The organism is Chakrabartyella piscis, assembly GCA_030067835.1.
In the GTDB taxonomy this organism is placed as follows: Bacteria; Bacillota; Clostridia; order Lachnospirales; family Anaerotignaceae; genus Chakrabartyella; species Chakrabartyella piscis.
The window spans coordinates 2,579,270-2,599,465 of the sequence record CP092441.1; the positions used below are offsets into that span (position 1 = coordinate 2,579,270).

Below are 20,196 nucleotides of genomic sequence, written 5' to 3' on the forward strand. Positions count from 1 at the left end.
CCATTCCAATCAAAGATGTAATAAAAAAAGTTCTGTCCCATAAAACAGGTCAGAACTTATGTAGTATATTTAAAAATAATCTCAAATATAACTTTCAATAATATAGACAATTATTGATATTATTAAGATAATACTGTACATCTCTAATTGCAAAATTCACAAGGATATTTTGATTGTAATCGGCAAATAATACAGACAATACAAAAAATCATCAGTTATTTTTTATGACATGAAAGTAAACCACTGAGATTGTAATTCAGGGCTGTACAGGATTATCTTAACACCTTAGCCCTTTAACAAACCAGCAACCATAATAACTTCATCAATAACTGGTACAGAATCTGGAATAAAAAGGTTTGCTATCAGCATAACTACTTGCATATATTTGGGGCAAAACCAATATACAAGTAAAACAACTGCATAAATTAAATATATCATCGTTAACCACCTTTACTTTTAGAAAATGCTCTTTGTATTTTAATTTCCATAACCACGTTCCTGTAAAAGCAACTTGCAAGCATATTTCCGTTCACCTGTAGAACTTTTATATTTTCGCATTAATTGTTCGTCGCTAAGACTAGCATATTCATCCTTGTATTCTTGTACTCTTTCCAATTTGCTTGCCGTCACATCATAAGCAGCTTTTCCTGCTTTAGCTAATCCATCCAAAAAACCCATATTAATTCCCCCTTGTTAAATTATCGTTTTTCCCATTGTGGTGCATGATTCGCATTTTTATCACCTGATGGGTGACTAGGACATTTCCCTTGTATACGTGGTGTAGATCTTGGCGGAAATTCATTTGCACTATTTGTGATAGAACCCTGTTTTCCACACCATTGACACACCGGTATCCAACGTGTGCTTGCCATATTAATCTCTCCTTCCCAGAATTATCAAAATGTAAACTTTTTGATAATTCTGGAGTGATGTAAAATAGATTCTTACCTACTTGTGTCAAACAAAAAATTACAGTTGAATCTATCAAAAATCTTGAAAATCCTTGACGTTTAACAATTTCTATATTATATTTGAATAAATACAAGTAGCTATCAAAAAGTTTACCTTTTGATAGCTACTTTCCATTTATTAGTCTAAGTTCTCTAAGTCTGCGATAAAAAGTAGCTTCGCTTATATCGCATTTTTCAAGGACTTGCTCAAGTGTAATTTTTTTCTGTTCCCATTCTTTCGCCAATTTTGCGAACTCATTTGGAACAGTTTTTTCAGGTCTGCCAAACTTAACACCTCTTGTTTTAGCAGCAGCAATACCCTCTGCTTGACGTTTCTTAATATTCTCACGTTCATTCTGTGCTACAAATGATAATATTTGTAATACCAAATCCGCTATAAATGTACCCATAAGGTCTTTACCGTTTCTTGTATCAAGAAGCGGCATATCAAGTACACAAATATCAATGGCAATTTCCTTTGTAAGTATTCGCCATTGCTTTTGTATTTCCTCGTAATTCCGTCCCAAACGGTCGATGCTACTTATGTATAGCAAATCACCACTTTTTAGTTTTTCAAGTAGTTTTTGATAGTTCTTACGCTTAAAATCTTTACCACTCTGTTTATCTATAAAAATATTCTTAAGCGGTACATCTATATTTTTTAATGCTATCATCTGCCTATCTTCGTTTTGGTCTGTACTTGAAACACGTACATATCCATAAATATCAATCATCTTTCCTCCTGTTTTTCATTTTCCTACAAAAGCAACAATCTTATTATCCTATCTTTCAATTCATCCTTGCTTTTAACTACTAGCTTCACACAAGACTGTCTATAGTCAACTGACTCCATCTTCATTGACCAATAACTCACAAACTTTTTTCTTGCTTTATATTAATATATCATATAAAAAATGCTTACCAAAGTTTGTCTAATAAACTCTGTAATGATTTTTATCAAACTTTACTTCTCACTAGCTTTGGCAATTAGAATTTTCGATATTTCCTTAAAATGCAAAAATCATTATATTCCCATCCCAAAATGACCCAGCAGATTTCCATACCCCTCCCTCAGGTCTAGGTATAAATATGGTGCTGTCAGCAATTTTGCACGTTTCTTCCAAGACCGCCTTGAAATCTTCGCCACTTTGGGATGAGAACACACCCATGACGTTTTCCCAGAGCATATATCTTGGTCGAATAAATTCAGCTGCATTTCCTCGTTTTTCATCCGCATCCCTCATTTCTTTTTTAAGGTGTCGAAAGTCTGCCACACTCGTCCTCAACGAAAATAAATGAGCCTTTCCGGCTTATCCTCAGCCGAAATAGCTTCGGCTATGGCGACTTCGGATGCACCAAAAATTCTCTATTTATTTTTCGCTGAGGATGCAAGCAGTTTTGGGATGAAAATTCTTTTTTCTAGCAAGGCGGAGGATTGAAGCGTACCCAAAGGTACGATGATTGACGACAACGCAGTCTAGAGAGAAGAATTTCATTCCAAAACCGAGTGGGGCAGGCTTACGACACCTTATACTCGTATTTGTTCCATAAACAATCCTGAACGCTCACCAGCCAAGCCTTTTCTAGCACCTGCAAGGCTGACATCTTGACAAGGACTCCCTCCACAAACCAAGTCCACAGGCGGTATTTTTGCTCCATCCAGTTTTGTAATATCCCCCAGATGCACCATATCTGGAAAGTGTATTTTCGTCACTTCCATTGGGAATTTTTCAATTTCCGATGCCCAAATAGGCTTGATTCCATTTCTTATGGCAGCAAGTGGAAAGCCACCAATCCCATCAAATAATGAACCCATTGTCATTTCTCTTTCGATACCATCACCTCCTTCCACAATAAAAAAGGAGAGCTTTCACTCTCCACTCTGTTTGTCTATTGATGTTTACATTGCTTCTACTTCATTTGTTTCATTGTGTTCTTCGTCCTCTAAGGCTTCTAAAATCAATCCGATGATAAAGTCTTTTTGTTTCATGCCCGTTTTCTGCAAGTGGTCTTTGATTCTTTCAAATAATTCCTCTGAGATTTGCAGTGCAAGTGTTCTAGTGTCTTTTGTCATTGGCTTTGCCTCCTTCATTCGATAAAATTCTTCTAAAATTTCCGTTACATATTGGCTTGTTGTGATGCCTTTCTTCTCTCGCTCATCACTTACCTTTTGGTGTAAGTCTATTGGAATTTGAGCGCATAAGTTCTTGGTTTCCATTTGGGTTCATCTCCTTTTCTGTTTTGTAAACACACAATGCTCGAAGTTTGAAGTATAAGCTATACCAATATGTAACAAAGATTAGATGTAGAAGTTTACTATATTCACTCTGCAATGCCTTCCAATAAAAAACAGTCGACAGATTTCTCCATCGACTGCATACAATTTGTATTTATTTTTCTTCTATCAAAAAATCAATGATGTTTTCCAGCTTAATTCCCTCATCAGACTTGATAAAGTTCCGATCCATCGATAACACAATCTTTTCGTAATTATCTCCGATTGCTTTTAAGCTACGCAATTCTCTTTCATAAACAGATGCATCCAAAAGGGATTCTGTCACTTGAATGTACAGCTTTTCATCTGGTTTTTCGGCTACAAAATCAACTTCGATTTCTCCAATCTTTCCAACACAAACCTTATACCCTCGTCTCAAAAGCTCCAAATATACGATATTCTCCAGAATATGCCCTCTATCCACATCACGATAGCCTAAGAGCATATTGCGAAAACCTATGTCCGCAATATAATTCTTGTTCAAAGTTTTCAACAGTTGCTTGCCTTTGATATCGTATCGCCCTGCTGTATAGAAAATAAATGCATTACTCAACATTTCAATATATTTATTGACTGTGCTGCTTGCAACATTTGCCTTACCCTTTGATGAAATATCACCTTCATTTTTCAAAATATTTCCAATGCTATTTGGTGAATTTAGGCTTCCAATGTTATCGCTCAAAAACAGCACCAGCTTACGCAGCAAGTATTGGTCAGTGGCCTTATTACGTTCCAACACATCTCTTAAAATAACGGTGGAGTAAATACCCTCTAGGGTTTCATTGATTTGGGATAGGTTAAAATCAAACTGTTTCAAAATTGGCATTCCACCAATTTGCAAATATTTTTGGAACTTTTCTTCCATAGTCATATCCACAGGGAACTCGTAGAATGTCAAAAATTCCTTAAAGGAAAGTGGCATCATGCGAATCTCAACATATCTTCCAGACAGCAATGTGGAAAATTCATTGGATAGCAAATACGCATTGGAACCTGTAATATAAATATCCACATCAAAGTCCAACCGAAATGATTCAATGGCTTTTTCCCAATGCTCCACTGTTTGTAACTCATCAAATATGAGATAGGTTCTCCCATTTTCTGCTATACGCTCACTGATATATCCATAAAAGGCTTCGTAGTGCAAAATATTTTTGAATTTCAAAGACTCTAAATTTATATGGATTACATTCTCTTTTGGGACACCACATTGCAATAAATGTTCATGGAATAAATCCAAAATTGTGGATTTCCCACATCTTCGAATACCTGTAACAATTTTCACAACATCTTTATCTTTGTATTCTATTAATCTTGTTAAATAGAGTGGACGGTTTATTTTATCCATAAAACTTCGCTCCTTTCTTCCACTCCATTATAGATTCCAAAGACATATTTGTCAAGTTTTTAAGTTGTATTTCAAAAACTTTATTCTTTCATGTTATTTTTGAGTTATATTTTAATTATTGTCAAAAAATGTTTTTTCTTGTTTCTATCAAATCCCCCAAATATCCCAAAAGATATTTGCATTAGGGCGGTTAAAATATACTTCTCCATAATCAGCAAAACAGTGAGCAGGCAAATGAATGCTTACTCACTGTTTTGCAAGGCTCACAGCATTTACTATGAGTCCTTTGCTTAATACATATTCATTTCTGGTTCTTGGCTTATGATTACTAACCTCTCATCTAGGGTTAGCAGAATTTCATTCAAGGACTTCATTCTTCGGCTCATCTCCTCGTAGCAAAAAACGTCTTTTTCATCAAATACATAAATCTCCTGCATTTTCATGAAATGCATTTGTAACGATTGGTTGTTCTCAAGTTCGTTAAACAAGGTGAAGTTCTCAAATGGTAAATCTGCAAGTTCACTGCCTTTCCGCAATAGTTCTTCCTGACGTTTATAGGACAGCATTTTTACAAGTTCATCATGACAAGAGAGCATTTCCTGTATTCTGGTCAAACCCATCATAACAGTTAAATCATACAAGTGTTTTGATACATCAAACAGTTCATTCCTCTGATAATAAAATTCTGCTGCAAGTATTTTATCAGCAAAAATGCGCTCCTGCTTAATGCTTTTGATAGAGAATGGAACAACTGCAAACTGTTCTTTTAATATCAATTTTTCTTCTTCTGTTGCTTTTGTATAGAGTAGGGGTTCTATTTCCGAGGTTTCATAAGGCTCACTGACAGTAAAGGAAGTTGCCTCCACTTTCACATGACCAAATCGTTGCAATTCATCTTGCGTGTCAATCGCTGTGATAGGCTGATAATCATAGATTGTGGTTATGCTCCCTTTTGCATTGATTTCTTTTTCTTTATCAGTAGTTCTTTGCAATACAGTATATTTCGTGCTTGCTCGTTCCAGCCTCGCCTTACCTTGACTTCTAGAACAATCGCTAATTTCTACCGTTAAATCAATATCTTCCGAAAAGCGATTTAGGGTTTTCAGTGCCTTATACAGTGCTGTACCACCTTTGAAATATGCAGGTAGCTCCGATTGTTTTCCAGCAAGTTCAAAAAGCATAAGCACCACATAATAATCCTTTTCTATAATATCTTTTCTGATGCCTGTTTTTTCACTGACGTTGTCTATGATAACAGAAAAGGCATCTCTATCATTGTGTAAATTCATAGTCATCCTCCAAAATAATTTCCAATACAGCAACCAGCACTTTGAGTGGGTAGTATTTTTTTGCAATTTTTATCATAGTCAACTTATCCACCACAAGTTTGTTTGCCCTTTCCCTGATGATTTGCTCTGGATTTTCTACATCTATATACTCTGTACTTAGCATAGCCACCACATCTATCAGTTGTAAATATTTTGCATTATCCTCTGTGATTTCTGTCACTGGCTTTTTTAAAATAATATGATTTTCTTTGGGTACTTTCACCCTATATTTGTTGGTCACAATCACTTTGTTTTTAGGAACCAAAGAAGTAAGTCCAAAATCATGAAGCAATGTTTCCGCACCTATATACCCTATTTTTTCACCATCGCACTGAATGCAAGTTTCATGAATCATCAGTTCTATCGGCGGCTTCGTTTTTCCGAATGCTGTCATTTTCGGCTTGTAATACACACCCTTTTGGATACGTTCTATAATATGATTATCTGCAAGTCTTTTTAAATTTAAATTGACAATGCTTTTCAAATCATCCACAGGCATTTCTATTTTGTCTGAAACAATCTTTACTACAGTATCTGTAAAAATTGGTATACCAACTGGAAATGCTTCTATGACACTTCCCATGTACTCACTGTATTTTATATTCATAGTTACACCACCTTTGATATTATTGCGTATTTATTTCAATATATTTTATACCATTATAATATCAAATATACTTATAAAAATCAAGTATTTTATATTTTCTCAGTGTGCATTCTTTATTATAATATCAATCCTCTACACAAGTGATTGCATAGAGGATTGTATTTTTGTTATTTGACTTCCTAAATCCCTAAAATATCCCAAAAGATACTCGCATTAGTACAGTAAAAAAACTCTCGGCTTCTACCAAGAGTTTTAATATATTTAAGATGCATTTTCAATTTCATAGGTTTTGCTCCACGCTCTATGATCAATTACTTATTTACCCAAGAACTAATGATGACCACATCAGTGTCATCTGAACTACGGAATAATTTCCAGCAAATCACGCCCAAACACCACGTTGCCTTCATACCCATTTTGGCGGAATATGGACAGTGAAGCTTCTTCGTCTATGATATTAGGTATCATATGGGTTAAGACAATGGTTTTCACATTCGCCTCTTTGGCTATTCGTGCCACATCTTTTGGAAGCGCATGAGGCATAACTCTTGGTTTACCCATGCCCATCCGTTGAAAGTTTGGAACACCTTTGTGTATAGGAGTTGAACCTTGTGCATATGGCGTACTAGCGCAAATAGGCTCTTTCCCTGGAAATGGTCCAGAATCCATCACCAAAATGTCAGCATCTCTCGCCAATTCCACCAATGCTAGGTCATAGCTGGTATCCCCAGAAACAACGATAGTTTCTCCATTTACCTCAAAGCGATATCCAAGATTATGGGCACTGTGGGTGAGTTTGGCTGTGGATATGGTGACGTCATTGAGTACAAAGGTTTCCTTATCTTCAATTTCACGAACACTAGACTGATGGATATATGCTCTAAATTCTGGACGTCCCATAGATCGATAGTCAATATCATCTTCATAGAGTTTCAATAAAAAATCATAATAACCTTTTGTTTTAGGTGGACCAACTAAATTTAGTTTCTTGCGTCCATTCATCCAGCCATTGATGAGCATATATGGAAAGCCACCGTTGTGGTCGGCATGATGGTGAGTAAAGAAAATGCTTTCAATATCGCCCACTGGAATGCCACCTTCAGCCAGTCGCATAGCAGTGCCATCTCCTACGTCTACCATAAAATAATGAGATTTATAGCGAACCAACGTACAGGGGTAGTTGCGCCCTAGAACCGTCATGGGGCAACCTGTACCAACTAAGATAACAGAAAAATCCGCCTCAGATTGATAAAGACATGGTGCCTTATGTGGAACTGTGGTAAGCGTTCCAGTGGTAGGCAGTGAAATTGTTTTCATGGTAGCGACTCCTTCTTTTAGATAGCTTCACTGGAAGCAAAAAACTTCTTGGATACAATCAAATACAAAACAATTGCCAACACAATGGAAATCACATCAGCTACAGGTTGGGCAAAGACCAATCCATCGATATTCCAGATATTTCCCATGATAAATAGCAATGGAATATACACAAATCCTTGACGGCTGGTATTCACAATAAGAGCCGAAGTGGCAGCACCAGCAGCTTGGAGGGCATTTGCCAACACAGATAGTACACTGAAAGCCACACTGGTAGAAATCAGCACCCCAGAGAAGTAGTAAGCATACTCATATGCCTGCGGATCGGACACAAAGGCATTTACAATCCAGTGGAGAGTCAGATAGCACAAAATGGTCAATCCACCACTGAGGATAACAGCAAAAATCACCGAAACTTTGAAGATACTGTTGTAACGTTCTTTGTTGCCAGCGCCAATGGCATAGCTCAGCAGAGGTTGAACCCCCAATCCAATACCCATACACATCATAGTCGTAATCATAGTCACCTTCATTCCGACACCGATGCCAGCAACCGCCAAGTCACCGTAAACCGACATCTGACTATTGATCAATATCTGGCAAATCCCCATCAAAATAGAGGTTAAAGAAGCAGGAATACCGATGAGGAGTACCTCTTTCAAAATACCCTCTTTACAAGTAAAATCTCGTGGTTTTATGGTCAGCATCGTGTCTGCTTTCAAAAGATAAATAAGATAATAAGCACCACCGCATAAATTACCAATTGCAGTAGCAATGGCAGCACCTTCCACACCCATATTCAATCCCAAAATTAAAATAGGATCTAGAACGATATTGATTAGGTTGCCTAACACCATCCCTGTCATAGCCTTTTGTGGTTTCCCTTCGCTACGAACAAGGGCAGAGTAACAACTGGAGATGAGAACAAACACGCCTGTGGTCGAAATGATTGCCAGATAATTAGATACCATATCAGCTGTATCGCTACTAGCACCAAAAGCAATTGCCAAGCTATCCACGGAGAAGAAAACCACCACGGAAAGTAAAATACCAATACAGATACAACTCCAAAAACAAAATGATGATATTTTTTTGGATGCGTCCTTATCGCCCTTACCCAAGCAACGTGATAAAAGAGATGCACCACCGATGCCAAAGACATTCCCCAAAGCCATAAACATCAAGAACAAAGGGGCCGCCAAGGAAATAGCCGCCACCATCAAGTCATTTCCTGTCCGACCGATGAAGAATAAATCCGCCATATTGTAGACCAAAGCCATCACCATGATGAGCATGGCAGGGATTGCATTTGACATGACAGCCTTCACCGGTGTCATAGATTCCATTTTTTCTAAATTTTCATTCATATTATTTTTTCACCTTTCTGATTTTCGGTGTTTCACACCATCATAAATTGATTATATAACTGTTCTATTGTAGGTTTGGTATAAATCACCGCTTTACAATAACGATGCAACAGAAATCAACGCAGGACTTTTCTTTTTAGGTTTGTCCTCTACTTGAATCGTGACAGTAGCCATGTTTTGTTCTTTGGCGATTGCAAGCATCAGTTTGATTCTATTTTCCTGGTTTACCCTTGAAGCGCCAGGATCGTAGTCTATGGCAGTAATATTTGCTTTTGGAAACCGCTCTTTGATGGGGCGAATGGTTCCTTTGCCGACTATATGATTTGGCAAACATCCAAACGGCTGTGTACAAACGATATTTTCAAATCCCTGCTCGCATAATTCTAACATTTCAGCAGGGAGAAACCACCCCTCGCCCATCTTATTGCCATGTCCTACAACACCATCAACAAGAGATTTCATATGAACATAGGGACTGGGCGCTAAAAAGCTACCGTTTGACTCTATTGCATGAATGAACATTTTTTCAATCTTCGCTATGTATTGAAACAACACATTAATTACAGCGGACTTTAGCTTATTTCCTCCGTATAACTTAACATCCTCTAGTCTAGTATCAATCATAAACAAAACAAATGCCATGAGCCCAGGAATCATATATTCACAATTTTGTGAAAGCAAAAAATCTTCAAGATTGTTATTTCCCAGACTAGAATATTTGACATAAATTTCGCCCACAATACCTACTTTTGTTTTTTCAGATTTCTGCATTTCTACTTCAGAAAAACTCTGAACGATTTCCTTGAAATTCACTTTCATTTGAGATAAACTCAATCCTTTATTACCTTTAAAATCTTCACAAAGTCGAGTTTGCCATTGCTTTACAAGTTGATCAGTCGCCCCTTTTTTTACCTCATAAGGTTTTACTTGATTTTTCAGGAGCATTAACATATCTCCGTATCCAATGATACTAATTGTTTTTCGAATGAGAGGAAGTGTAAACTGAAACCCAGAATTTTTCTCAAGCCCAGAAAGATTCAGTGAAATAACAGGCACTTGCCCGTATCCAGATTTCACCAAAGCCTTTCTCAATAAGTGAATATAATTCGATGCTCTACACCCACCACCAGTTTGTGTAATTAAAAGTGCTGTTTTGTTGACATCATATTTACCACTATTCAAAGCATCTAAGAATTGTCCAATCACCAATAGAGCAGGGTAACAAGTATCATTGTGTACATACCTAAGTCCTGCTTCCACAACAGCACTACTGTCATTATGCAAAATCTCAAAATGATAGCCCTCATTTGCAAAAACAGCACTGATCATTCCAAAATGTATGGGCAGCATATTGGGTACTAAAATGGTATAATCTTTTTTCATCTCACGAGTAAATTCTATTCGCTCCATCCTAACACCTCCTCTTGTTCTATGGCTGCAATTAAACTGCGTATTCTTATTTTGGTTGCACCTAAATTGGTGATTTCATCAATTTTTAATCCTGTGTATATTTTGTTGCCCTCTCGCAAAATTGCTTTTACTTCATCTGTTGTAATCGCATCAACTCCACATCCAAAGGACACCAGCTGCACCAATTGCATATCACGTTGGGTTGTAATATATTTGGCTGCATCATATAACCTTGCATGGTAAGTCCATTGATTGAGCACATTTGCATGATATTTTTCTTTTACCAAATGGCAAATCGAATCTTCTGTTACAATAGCGACTTGATAGCTACTCATCAACTGATCAATGCCATGATTCACCTTGGGATCAAGATGATAAGGCCTACCAGCAAGTACAATAATTTTTTGATTGTTTTCTCTTGCTATGCGAATCATTTCGGCACCCTTTTCCCTTGTTTTTGCCAAAAACAATTCTCGCTCCGCAAACGCTCTATCAGTGGCATTTTGAATATCTTTTTTAGAAATATCGGCAAAATATCTACTTAGAATCACTTGGATTTTTCCTACAAAATCTTTTGGTCTATGCAAGCCTATGTAGTCATAGATATACTGCACATTTTTGATAGAATCAATATTGTTGGCTACGGTTTCTGGATAATATGCCACAACTGGACAATTATAATGATTATGTCCACGCTTTTCATTGATATTATAGGTCATGCACGGATAAAAAATTGCATCCACCTCTTTTGTCAGCAACTTCTCTATATGTCCATGAACCAGCTTTGCAGGGAAACATACCGTGTCAGAGGGAATAGAATCCTGTCCACTTAAATATGTTTCACCATCAGAAAAGCCAGATGTAACCACTTCAAATCCCAATTCATTGAAAAATGTTGTCCAAAAAGGAAGCAATTCGTACATATTTAAAACCAATGGAATGCCAATTTTACCTTTTGGGGAAGGAACCATCTTGTTCATATACCCCTCTAGCAAAGTTCGTTTGTATGCGCATAAATTTAGATTATTCTGATGATTTCTATTGGGTGTGGTTGGTCTATCACATCGGTTTCCAGCAACAAACTTTCTCACTCCATCAAATGTGTTGATGGTTAAAGCACAGTGATTGGCACACAGGTTGCAGTTTGTGTAGGATATGGTATGTGTGAACTGTTTCAGTGCTTCTGGTCTTAATATACTAGAGCAAAGAAGCCCTTTATTTTTTCCATAAAGAGCAACACCGTATGCGCCCATAATACCTGCAATGTTGGGACGGATTACGTCACCACCGATTTCTTTTTCAAAGGAACGCAATACCGCATCGTTTAGAAAAGTGCCCCCTTGCACCACAATGTTTTGGCCGAGTTCACTTGCACTGCTGACACGAATCAACTTATAGATTGCATTTTTTACCACACTGATAGAAAGTCCAGCTGAAATATTTTCTACAGATGCACCATCCTTTTGTGCTTGTTTGACGGAAGAATTCATAAACACAGTACAGCGAGAGCCCAAATCAACTGGAGCATCAGCAAAAAGACCTAATTTGCCATATTCCTCCGAGCTGTACCCCAAAATATTTGCAAAGGTCTGGAGAAAGGAACCACAGCCAGATGAACAAGCTTCATTCAGAAAAATATCATCTATGGCACCATCTACAATACGGAAACATTTCATATCTTGCCCACCAATGTCGATGATGAAATCTACATCTGGATTGAATTTTTTTGCTGCTGTATAATGAGCCACTGTTTCTACAAGTCCAAAATCAACCTGAAAAGCATTTTTAATCATATCTTCTCCATAGCCTGTGACAGCAGCCGAGAGAATATTTGCATGGGGATTTATGTCATAAAATTCCTCTAAAATTGCCTTTATCGGAGGAATTGGATTCCCACCGTTGGTTTGATATCTTGAAAATATAATATCTTCTGCTTCATTGATTGCCACAACTTTGATGGTGGTAGAGCCTGCATCAATACCAATATGGACACTTCCATCATAATTGCTCTCCTGATGTATGGTCACATCGCTTTTGGCATGACGTTCTAAAAACGAACGATATTCTTCTTGGTTTTTGAAAAGTGGTTCTATTTTTTCAAAGTTTTCCTTGGATTTATAACTTGCAACCTTGTCAATCAGTTGGTCTATATCGGTCATTGTATCTGCACAGATAGCAGCTCCGATGGCAACATAATAGAGTGAATTTTCAGGACAAGTGCCTGTTAAATGTAACGTAGTATCAAATCTTTTTCTAAGCTCCGACATAAAGGTGAGAGGACCACCAAGGTATAAGATTTCACCTGTAATTCTTCTACCTTGTGCCAATCCAATAATGGTTTGGTTGACCACGGATTGATATATACTTGCTGATAAGTCTTCTTTTTTGGCACCCTGATTTAAGAGCGGTTGTATATCTGATTTTGCAAAAACACCGCATCTGGATGCGATAGAATATGTTTTTTCGGCTGATTTTGCAAGAACATTCATCTCCTCTGGTGTGGTTTCCAAAAGGGTTGCAATTTGGTCAATAAATGCACCTGTTCCCCCAGCGCAAGTGCCATTCATACGAACCTCTAACCCATTGGATAAAAACAATATCTTAGCATCTTCGCCACCCAGTTCAATGACAGTATCTGTATGGGGCATCAATGTACTTGTGGCTACTTTTGTTGCAAACACCTCTTGTACGAACCCTATGCCTAACCTATCGGCAAGCCCCATTCCTGCTGAACCTGTGATGGAAACTGCGATTGGTCCTATATCTGAATACTTTCTTTTTACCATATTTAAGCAAGCGAATAATTTCTCATTTATCTTTGAATGATGTCTTTCATAAGATTTATAGATCACCTCATTCGTTTCCGAAATAAGCACCAGTTTGATTGTTGTTGAACCAATATCTATCCCTAATTTCATATACCCTCCATTGCCATTTTTACACAAACTTTTGAAACGTCAATTCAAAATTTGTAATTTCTTATATCTAATTAACGCCTCATATTAACAGGTAGCTGTTGAATAGACTTTAATTTAAGGCAATACCGCATAACCCCGATTGCAAAGGTTGTAATAAAGGGTTGTGCGATGTTGCCTTAACTCTCATTGGAATATAGGAGTTAATCTAATTTGCTATTTAATTTTTTCAACAAACATTTTAGTGTTGCAATTTCATCATCTGTAAATTCAGAAAATAAGTAAGCTTCATTTTCCACTCGTGAAGTTTGAGTTTCTGCTAAAGTTGCCATCCCTTTTGATGTGAGAGTTGCATTTTTGATACGTTTGTCATTTGGATCACCACTTAAAGTGATAAATTCTTTTTTGACAAGTCTTTGTATATTGGCTTGCATCGTGGCTTGCGAAACTTTAAATGCTTTCTCAATATGCTTAATTGGTGCAGTATACTGTTCAAGTGTTGATAAATAGACTAAAATCCCACATTGTGTTAAAGTAATACCATACTGTTTCAAATCATTATTTGCTTTTTTTTCAATGCCATCTGATGCATTCTTTATAATGCGCATAATATCATCTGTCATGCTCTCACCTCCGAACGAATATCATTCTAACATATCAAAAGCTACCTGTCAACAGCTTACTGTTAATATTGGTCAAATATAAATTTATATCGTTTAAAAGTGTCTAATTTATAAATGCGAATACTATGAAAAACCCACTCCGTTAAAAGAAAAACTATGGAGTGTATGCCAACACAAATTCGTTATATCATAAGAATATGTCTTACTATAGATTGAAACTGCACTATTTGGGGAATATAATAGAATAAATAAAACTTTAGGTATATTACAAAGATTGTGATATAGGAGTGGCGTTACCCTTATAAATTGAGGAGATAAAAATGAATATATTAAATAATTATGGTCTTACTGAACGATTTTCAAATGAAGCTACGTTATACTCAGATTTTTTACTGGCTCGTGTAATTGCACAATATCGAGGGTTGTATAAAATCGTGACAAATTTTGGTGAGAAACAAGCTGAAATATCAGGTAAATTTCGGTTTGATACCACCGAACTTGCAAAATTCCCTACTGTTGGCGATTTTGTTATGGTAACTTGTGATACAAATAATAGCAACGCAATTATTCATCACGTGCTAACACGAAAAAGTGTATTTCTTCGAACAGCTGTTGGTGTGAGTGGACAGGCACAAAGCATTGCTGCAAACATCGACACGGTTTTTATTTGTATGTCACTTAATCATAATTTTAATCTTAGCAGATTGGAACGTTATCTGAGTGTAGCATGGGATAGTGGCGCAACGCCTGTTATTTTGCTTACAAAAGCTGATTTATGTCAAGATTTAGATGAGAAAATCTTCGAAGTGCAGCGAGTATCTTTGTTTTCTGATGTAATAACTCTTACGATTTTCGAAGAAAATGTAGAACAAAAACTTGAAAAACATCTCAAAACCGGCACTACTTCTGCGTTTATCGGTTCATCTGGTGTAGGAAAATCTACACTAATCAATAGGCTTTTGGGTGAAGAAACGATCAAGACTGCTGATATTGGAAAAGCTGACAAAGGCAGACATACCACAACTGGTAGAGAAATGTTTGTTTCACCGTTTGGTGGAGTACTGATTGATACACCAGGAATGAGAGAACTCGGAGCATATACTGCAGATTTTTCAAAAACATTTGACGACATAGAAGAACTCGCAGGAAAATGTAAATTTCACGACTGCACTCATACAAGCGAACCAGGTTGTGCAATACTTGATGCAATTTCAAATAAAACTTTAGATGAAAGACGATTTGAAAATTATAGAAAGCTAAAAATCGAAGCTGGATATGATGGTTTAAATGCAAAAGAAATAGAGGTCAAAAAATTAGATCGTATGTTTAAAGACGTTGGCGGCATGAAAAATGTGCGTAAATTTGCCAAAGAGCAAAGAAAACGCAAGTGATTTCATAGTATGGATAGCTTGGCTATACCCCCACACTAATTGATAAAATACGAATAACATAATTCCAATCAATTGCAAAAAGGCAAGCTCACAACACAACATGGCATTGTGAGCTTTTCTTTTTCATCAAATCCCCAAAAGATCCCAAAAGATACTTGCATTAGGACGATTTTCACAAAAGAAAACCTACGCAAACTAAAATTGCGTAGGTTTTCCGTATTTTACGCATATTATTTCCATCAATGCCTATCCAAACGTTCAAATCTCCTTACAAATACTGTGCAAAGAACTGCTCTATTTTCTCAAAGGGAATCACATTCATTTGGTCATATAGGTCTGTGTGAGAGGCATTTGGAATGATCATCAATTCCTTATTTTCGCCAGACAGTTTCTCAAAGGCATCTTTGCAAAAGTAGCAAGAGTGTGCATTTTCTCCATGAACAATAAGCACTGCACTTTGGATTTCATCGCTATACTGCAAAATAGGCATATTCAGCAGTGACAGAGGGGAAGTCACATTCCAACCACCATTGGAGTTGAGGGAACGTAGGTGATACCCTCTACTTGTCTTGTAATAGGCAAAATAATCTTTTAGGAAAGATGGCGCTTCCTCCGGCACTGCATCTGGCAGACCACCTGCAAGTGCGTAGCTTCCATTTTTGTAGTCAATGGTACGCTGGGCATTCATTGCCTGTTTCTTTTCATAGCGTACCTGTTTGGTATCTTCTGAGTCGAAATAACCCTTTGCTGTGACACGAGTCATATCATACATGGTGACTGCCACAGTTGCCTTGATGCGTGTATCCATAGAGGCAGCATTTAGTGCCATACCACCCCAACCACAGATACCAATCACGCCAATTTTCTCAGCATCAACATTGTCTTGCACCGATAAAAAATCCACCGCTGCACAAAAATCCTCTGTGTTCATATCCGGGGATGCAACGTAGCGAGGCTCTCCACCACTCTCACCTGTATAAGATGGATCAAAGGCAATGGTGAGATATCCACGCTCTGCCATAGTCTGTGCGTATAGGCCAGAGGATTGCTCTTTGACAGCGCCAAATGGTCCGCTCACTGCAATAGCTGGCAATTTACCTGTTGCATTTTTGGGAATGTACATATCGGCAGCAAGGGTAATGCCATAGCGATTATGAAAGGTGATTTTTTGATGCTCCACTTTATCGCTTTTTGCGAAAGTCTTATCCCACTGTTGGGTTAAATTCAGTTTTTCCATATCATATCCTCCATTTTATAATTGATTGTAGTATTCATCTGTAACCGCTTCACACCATTCGTTGGATGTGTTCTCTCCGGGTACTTCAATGGCAACATGGGCAAACCAGCTGTCCTTGCTTGCACCGTGCCAATGCTTCACCTCTGATGGGATGACAACGCTATCGCCGGCCACAAGTTTACGTGGCTCTTTGTCCCATTCTTGATACCATCCCTCACCAGATGTGCAGAGTAAAATCTGCCCACCGCCTTTTGTGGCATGATGAATGTGCCAGTTGTTTCGGCATTTTGGCTCAAATGTCACATTGAAAATGCCGATGCCCTCCATGCAAATGGGATTTAGATAACTCTGACCAATAAAATACTGTGCAAACATGGTGTTTTCTTGACCTAAGCCAAAAAGTCCTGCTTTTTCAAAATCATGATTCATTTTCATATACCTCCTTCGCCATTCTAAAAGCTGCCCATGCATTTGGCCAACCTGCATAAAATGCTGTGTGTGTCAAAATTTCTGCCATTTCTTCTCCTGTCACACCGTGATTTTTGGCATTCATAATGTGATACTGCAAGGAACTATCCAAAATTCCTTTTGCCATCAACGCTGTCACTGTGATGATACTTCTATCCCTTGGGGAAAGTTCGACTTCTCTTGACCAAACCTCTCCAAAGAGAACATCATCATTGAGTGCGGCAAATTTCGGTGCAAAGGTGCCAAGAGCATCTCTGCCAGCTGTTTGTTTTTCCATACTTTACTCTCCTTAATGTGTTTTATTTAGGACTTTACTTGCCCACATAGGATCTTTTTTCATGACTCTTCCAATGCCTATTAAATCGGCACAGTCTGAATTTATCAGTTTTTCTGCTGCATCTGAATTGGTAATTCCACCTGTTGAAATAACAGGAATAGAAATATGCTTTTTCATTTCCTTAGTTTCCACTGAAAAATAACCTTGCAGATGAGCTTTACTTTTAACCATATAGCCACATAGTCCGCCACTTACATCTAAAATATCAACACCAGCTTTTTCAAAAGCTATGGCTGCACATACGGCATCTTCTATAAGACTACCATTTTCCATATAATCAAGTGCACCCAAACGAAGAAGTATCAATTTATCTTTCCCAATTTCCTCTCGTACACTTTTGATAATCTCTAAATGAAGTCGAATACGATTTTCTATTGCCCCACCGTATTCATCGCTTCTTTTGTTTGTAATAGGGGAGTAAAACTGATTCAGCAAATATTTGTGGGCAGAATGAAGCTCTACTCCATCAAACCCTGCCATCATCGCTCTTTTTGCTGCCAATCTAAAGCCATTCACTACATTTGCAATATCTTTTGTAGTCATAACAATATCTGGTGTAAGTTTGTCATCTGCTAATTTTGATGCACCTAAGCTTTTATATCCTGTTACACTTTCAGATGTTACGCTTCCTGCATGGCTTAATTGGATAATCGCTTTCGCTCCATTTTTTTGTATTGCATTTGCCAGCTTTGAAAGACCTTCTACATCATCTTCCTTGGAAATGGATAACTGCCCTTGATGTGCTTTTCCTTCAGGTGAAATATAACTGTGTTCCACAATGGTAAGTCCTATGTCTTTTGACATTTCTGAATAGTAATTTATCATTTTATCAGTCACTGTATCTTGTTCACCTGAGGTAGCAGATGCCATTGGTGGTAATACCAATCTGTTTTTTAGGGTAAATTTACCTACTATCATTTTATCATTTATATTTTTCATACTTAATTCTTTGTCAGTGATAATGTAACGGTCACATCGCCACTTCCCAATGCCTCCTTCAGATTTTCGGTGTTTTCAATTTTGCCAAGTCTTGTGAAACTCCAAGAATTGGTGTCATAGTAAATGACGATTTGATTGCCTTGGTAAAGAATAATATCGCCCAACTCTGTGGTGATGGAGGTGTTATTGGTGGGCAGGCTTGTTCCAAGAGATCCCACCTTTTCAAAGCCACCATAGTCCACCATATCGATTGTAATATCGCCATCTGCAAGGAGTTCTTTTAGTGCCTTAGCAGAGGAATTGTCTGCAAAGGTGGTAGTAAAATCATAGGCACCAACCATTATTTGCAATGTTTCTTCTGTGATTTCCTCGCTATTCTCTGTGGTGGTCGCTACCTCGCCATATTTTGTAATGGTGATAGATCCAGTCATGTCTGCAATCTGGTCAATGCCAGTCAATCCAATGCCAAGGCGGTGCATTTCATCTCCTGCATAAAAATCCTCATACAGCATGAACACATCGCCCCAAGGGGCATAGTAACTCAGTTCGCCTTTGATGCCATCGTGATAAGCTTCCTCTGCAGTGACGTTCAGCTCTTCTGGAGGATAGAACATCCACTGTGCATTTCGGAAGTTGGAAAGTTCTAAGGTAAGTGGCAACTGCTGATAAAATTCATCGGCAGCTACCGTGTCATACAGCTGAAAAGTGGCAGTATTTTCTCCAGAGGTGATTTCCACCACCATGTCCGAAAGGGGAAGTGGCGTAGAAGGAGTGGCTACATCTGTTTCATTTGAAACTGACACAGAACCGATTGTGTTGTCATTCTCCGTTATCACTTCACTTTGGGTAGTGGAGTCTGTGTTTGGAACAACTGGTTCATCACTTGCTTGCTGATCGGTATTCTCTGTTGCCACTTCGCTTTGGGCAGTGGATTCTGCATTTGAATCAACAGGTTCATCATTTGTCTGCTGATTGGTATCCGCTGTTTCCATGTTGCTTGGAACTGGTAAAGAATTACTTATATCACTCTCTTCCGTTGCCACTTCAATTTGAGTAGTAGTTTCTAAATTTGAATGAATAGCTTCATCATTTGCCGATTGGCTACTACAAGCCACCAATGTGATACACATCAAAATTGCCACAATGAGCATATAAAATCTTTTCACGCTATCTACCTCCGCTTCGTAGCCAAGATTCAATTTCACCTGTTGCCATATTCCATTGGCTACCCAATATAGCAATTCCTTTTTCTACCTTTGCAGTGGGGCATAGCTTTTTGATGTCTTTTAAGCTATTACCAAATCCGCTTCCCTCGTGGGTACAAAAGGGACGTATTGTTTTGCCTGTAAAATCAAACTGCTCCAGAAAGGTAAATACCGCCATAGGCATGGTTCCCCAGTAATTGGGATAGCCCAGATAAATGGTGTCATAGCCATCTATGCTGGATAGCTGATTTTCTAGGGCAGGGCGCTTGTTTTTCCGTAGATCGGTTTGCACTTCATCAAGACACTGGTTATAGCCTTTAGAATAGGGTGTTTTCATTTTGATTTCAAATACATCTGCTGGTATCAATCCTTCGATTGTACTTGCAATTTGTTTTGTATTGCCAATTTCTAAATTTTTCAACACACCACAGACATAATTTTCGTCTGCTCGTGAGAAAAACACAATTAGATTCGTCATA

20 protein-coding genes and 1 pseudogene are annotated in these 20,196 nt (G+C 37.8%); 1 reads left to right on the forward strand and 20 read right to left on the reverse strand.

Going from position 1 to position 20,196, the window contains the following annotated elements:
* Positions 1-285: 285 nt before the first annotated feature.
* The 14 genes and pseudogenes from MJY40_RS11650 to MJY40_RS11715 form a co-directional block, all read right to left on the reverse strand.
* The gene (locus MJY40_RS11650; protein WP_317854409.1) at positions 286-438 is read right to left on the reverse strand and encodes a hypothetical protein; all 153 of its coding nucleotides are present in this window, start codon (positions 436-438) and stop codon (positions 286-288) included.
* A 39-nt stretch (positions 439-477) separates the two neighbouring features.
* Positions 478-678 carry a hypothetical protein gene (locus MJY40_RS11655; protein WP_317854410.1) on the reverse strand — a complete coding sequence of 67 codons (201 nt, stop codon included), beginning with the start codon at positions 676-678 and terminating at the stop codon, positions 478-480.
* Positions 679-1,075: 397 nt separating this feature from the next.
* Entirely contained in the window at positions 1,076-1,684 is a 609-nt protein-coding gene (locus MJY40_RS11660) for a recombinase family protein (protein ID WP_317854411.1), read from the reverse strand.
* Between the two features lie 273 nt (positions 1,685-1,957).
* Positions 1,958-2,224: a hypothetical protein gene (locus MJY40_RS11665; RefSeq protein WP_331488174.1), complete on the reverse strand. Its 267-nt coding sequence runs from the start codon at positions 2,222-2,224 to the stop codon at positions 1,958-1,960.
* Between the two features lie 257 nt (positions 2,225-2,481).
* Positions 2,482-2,766 (reverse strand): annotated as a pseudogene (locus MJY40_RS11670) (DNA cytosine methyltransferase); the annotation flags it as partial.
* A gap of 84 nt (positions 2,767-2,850) precedes the next feature.
* Positions 2,851-3,168: a 4-oxalocrotonate tautomerase gene (locus MJY40_RS11675; protein ID WP_317854412.1), complete on the reverse strand. Its 318-nt coding sequence runs from the start codon at positions 3,166-3,168 to the stop codon at positions 2,851-2,853.
* A gap of 172 nt (positions 3,169-3,340) precedes the next feature.
* Positions 3,341-4,573, reverse strand: a complete 1,233-nt coding sequence (locus MJY40_RS11680; protein WP_317854413.1) for an ATP-binding protein — start codon at positions 4,571-4,573, stop codon at positions 3,341-3,343.
* A 290-nt stretch (positions 4,574-4,863) separates the two neighbouring features.
* Positions 4,864-5,862: a nucleotidyl transferase AbiEii/AbiGii toxin family protein gene (locus MJY40_RS11685; RefSeq protein WP_317854414.1), complete on the reverse strand. Its 999-nt coding sequence runs from the start codon at positions 5,860-5,862 to the stop codon at positions 4,864-4,866.
* On the reverse strand, positions 5,846-6,508 hold the full coding sequence (locus MJY40_RS11690; RefSeq protein ID WP_317854415.1) for a DUF6088 family protein: 663 nt from the start codon (positions 6,506-6,508) through the stop codon (positions 5,846-5,848). Before MJY40_RS11690 ends, MJY40_RS11685 begins: the two co-directional genes overlap by 17 nt.
* A gap of 360 nt (positions 6,509-6,868) precedes the next feature.
* On the reverse strand, positions 6,869-7,825 hold the full coding sequence (locus MJY40_RS11695) for an MBL fold metallo-hydrolase (RefSeq protein ID WP_317854416.1): 957 nt from the start codon (positions 7,823-7,825) through the stop codon (positions 6,869-6,871).
* 17 nt (positions 7,826-7,842) lie between these two features.
* On the reverse strand, positions 7,843-9,192 hold the full coding sequence (locus tag MJY40_RS11700) for an MATE family efflux transporter (RefSeq protein WP_317854417.1): 1,350 nt from the start codon (positions 9,190-9,192) through the stop codon (positions 7,843-7,845).
* Between the two features lie 93 nt (positions 9,193-9,285).
* Positions 9,286-10,602 (reverse strand): 2-hydroxyacyl-CoA dehydratase, encoded by a 1,317-nt coding sequence (locus tag MJY40_RS11705; RefSeq protein WP_317854418.1) that lies wholly within the window; start codon positions 10,600-10,602, stop codon positions 9,286-9,288.
* The gene (locus MJY40_RS11710; protein ID WP_317854419.1) at positions 10,590-13,520 is read right to left on the reverse strand and encodes an acyl-CoA dehydratase activase; all 2,931 of its coding nucleotides are present in this window, start codon (positions 13,518-13,520) and stop codon (positions 10,590-10,592) included. Before MJY40_RS11710 ends, MJY40_RS11705 begins: the two co-directional genes overlap by 13 nt.
* A gap of 200 nt (positions 13,521-13,720) precedes the next feature.
* Positions 13,721-14,140 carry a MarR family winged helix-turn-helix transcriptional regulator gene (locus tag MJY40_RS11715; protein ID WP_317854420.1) on the reverse strand — a complete coding sequence of 140 codons (420 nt, stop codon included), beginning with the start codon at positions 14,138-14,140 and terminating at the stop codon, positions 13,721-13,723.
* 320 nt (positions 14,141-14,460) lie between these two features.
* Between MJY40_RS11715 and rsgA the strand changes: the two genes are divergently transcribed.
* The gene (gene rsgA, locus MJY40_RS11720; protein ID WP_331488176.1) at positions 14,461-15,531 is read left to right on the forward strand and encodes a ribosome small subunit-dependent GTPase A; all 1,071 of its coding nucleotides are present in this window, start codon (positions 14,461-14,463) and stop codon (positions 15,529-15,531) included.
* A gap of 268 nt (positions 15,532-15,799) precedes the next feature.
* On the opposite strand, the gene MJY40_RS11725 is transcribed toward rsgA, so the two are convergent.
* From MJY40_RS11725 to MJY40_RS11750, 6 genes are read right to left on the reverse strand one after another with little or no spacing between them, the layout of a single operon-like run.
* On the reverse strand, positions 15,800-16,768 hold the full coding sequence (locus MJY40_RS11725; RefSeq protein ID WP_317854421.1) for an alpha/beta hydrolase: 969 nt from the start codon (positions 16,766-16,768) through the stop codon (positions 15,800-15,802).
* 15 nt (positions 16,769-16,783) lie between these two features.
* Positions 16,784-17,197, reverse strand: coding sequence for a cupin domain-containing protein (locus tag MJY40_RS11730; protein WP_317854422.1), 414 nt, complete (start codon positions 17,195-17,197; stop codon positions 16,784-16,786).
* Complete coding sequence (locus tag MJY40_RS11735) at positions 17,187-17,513, reverse strand: carboxymuconolactone decarboxylase family protein (RefSeq protein ID WP_317854423.1); 327 nt, start codon at positions 17,511-17,513, stop codon at positions 17,187-17,189. The genes MJY40_RS11730 and MJY40_RS11735 overlap by 11 nt, the downstream gene beginning before the upstream one ends.
* Positions 17,514-17,525: 12 nt before the next feature.
* Positions 17,526-18,512 (reverse strand): NADH:flavin oxidoreductase, encoded by a 987-nt coding sequence (locus tag MJY40_RS11740; protein ID WP_317854424.1) that lies wholly within the window; start codon positions 18,510-18,512, stop codon positions 17,526-17,528.
* 2 nt (positions 18,513-18,514) lie between these two features.
* Complete coding sequence (locus MJY40_RS11745) at positions 18,515-19,678, reverse strand: cyclophilin-like fold protein (protein WP_317854425.1); 1,164 nt, start codon at positions 19,676-19,678, stop codon at positions 18,515-18,517.
* 1 nt (position 19,679) lies between these two features.
* The gene (locus MJY40_RS11750; protein ID WP_317854426.1) at positions 19,680-20,195 is read right to left on the reverse strand and encodes a flavodoxin; all 516 of its coding nucleotides are present in this window, start codon (positions 20,193-20,195) and stop codon (positions 19,680-19,682) included.
* Between the last annotated feature and the right edge of the window lies 1 nt (position 20,196).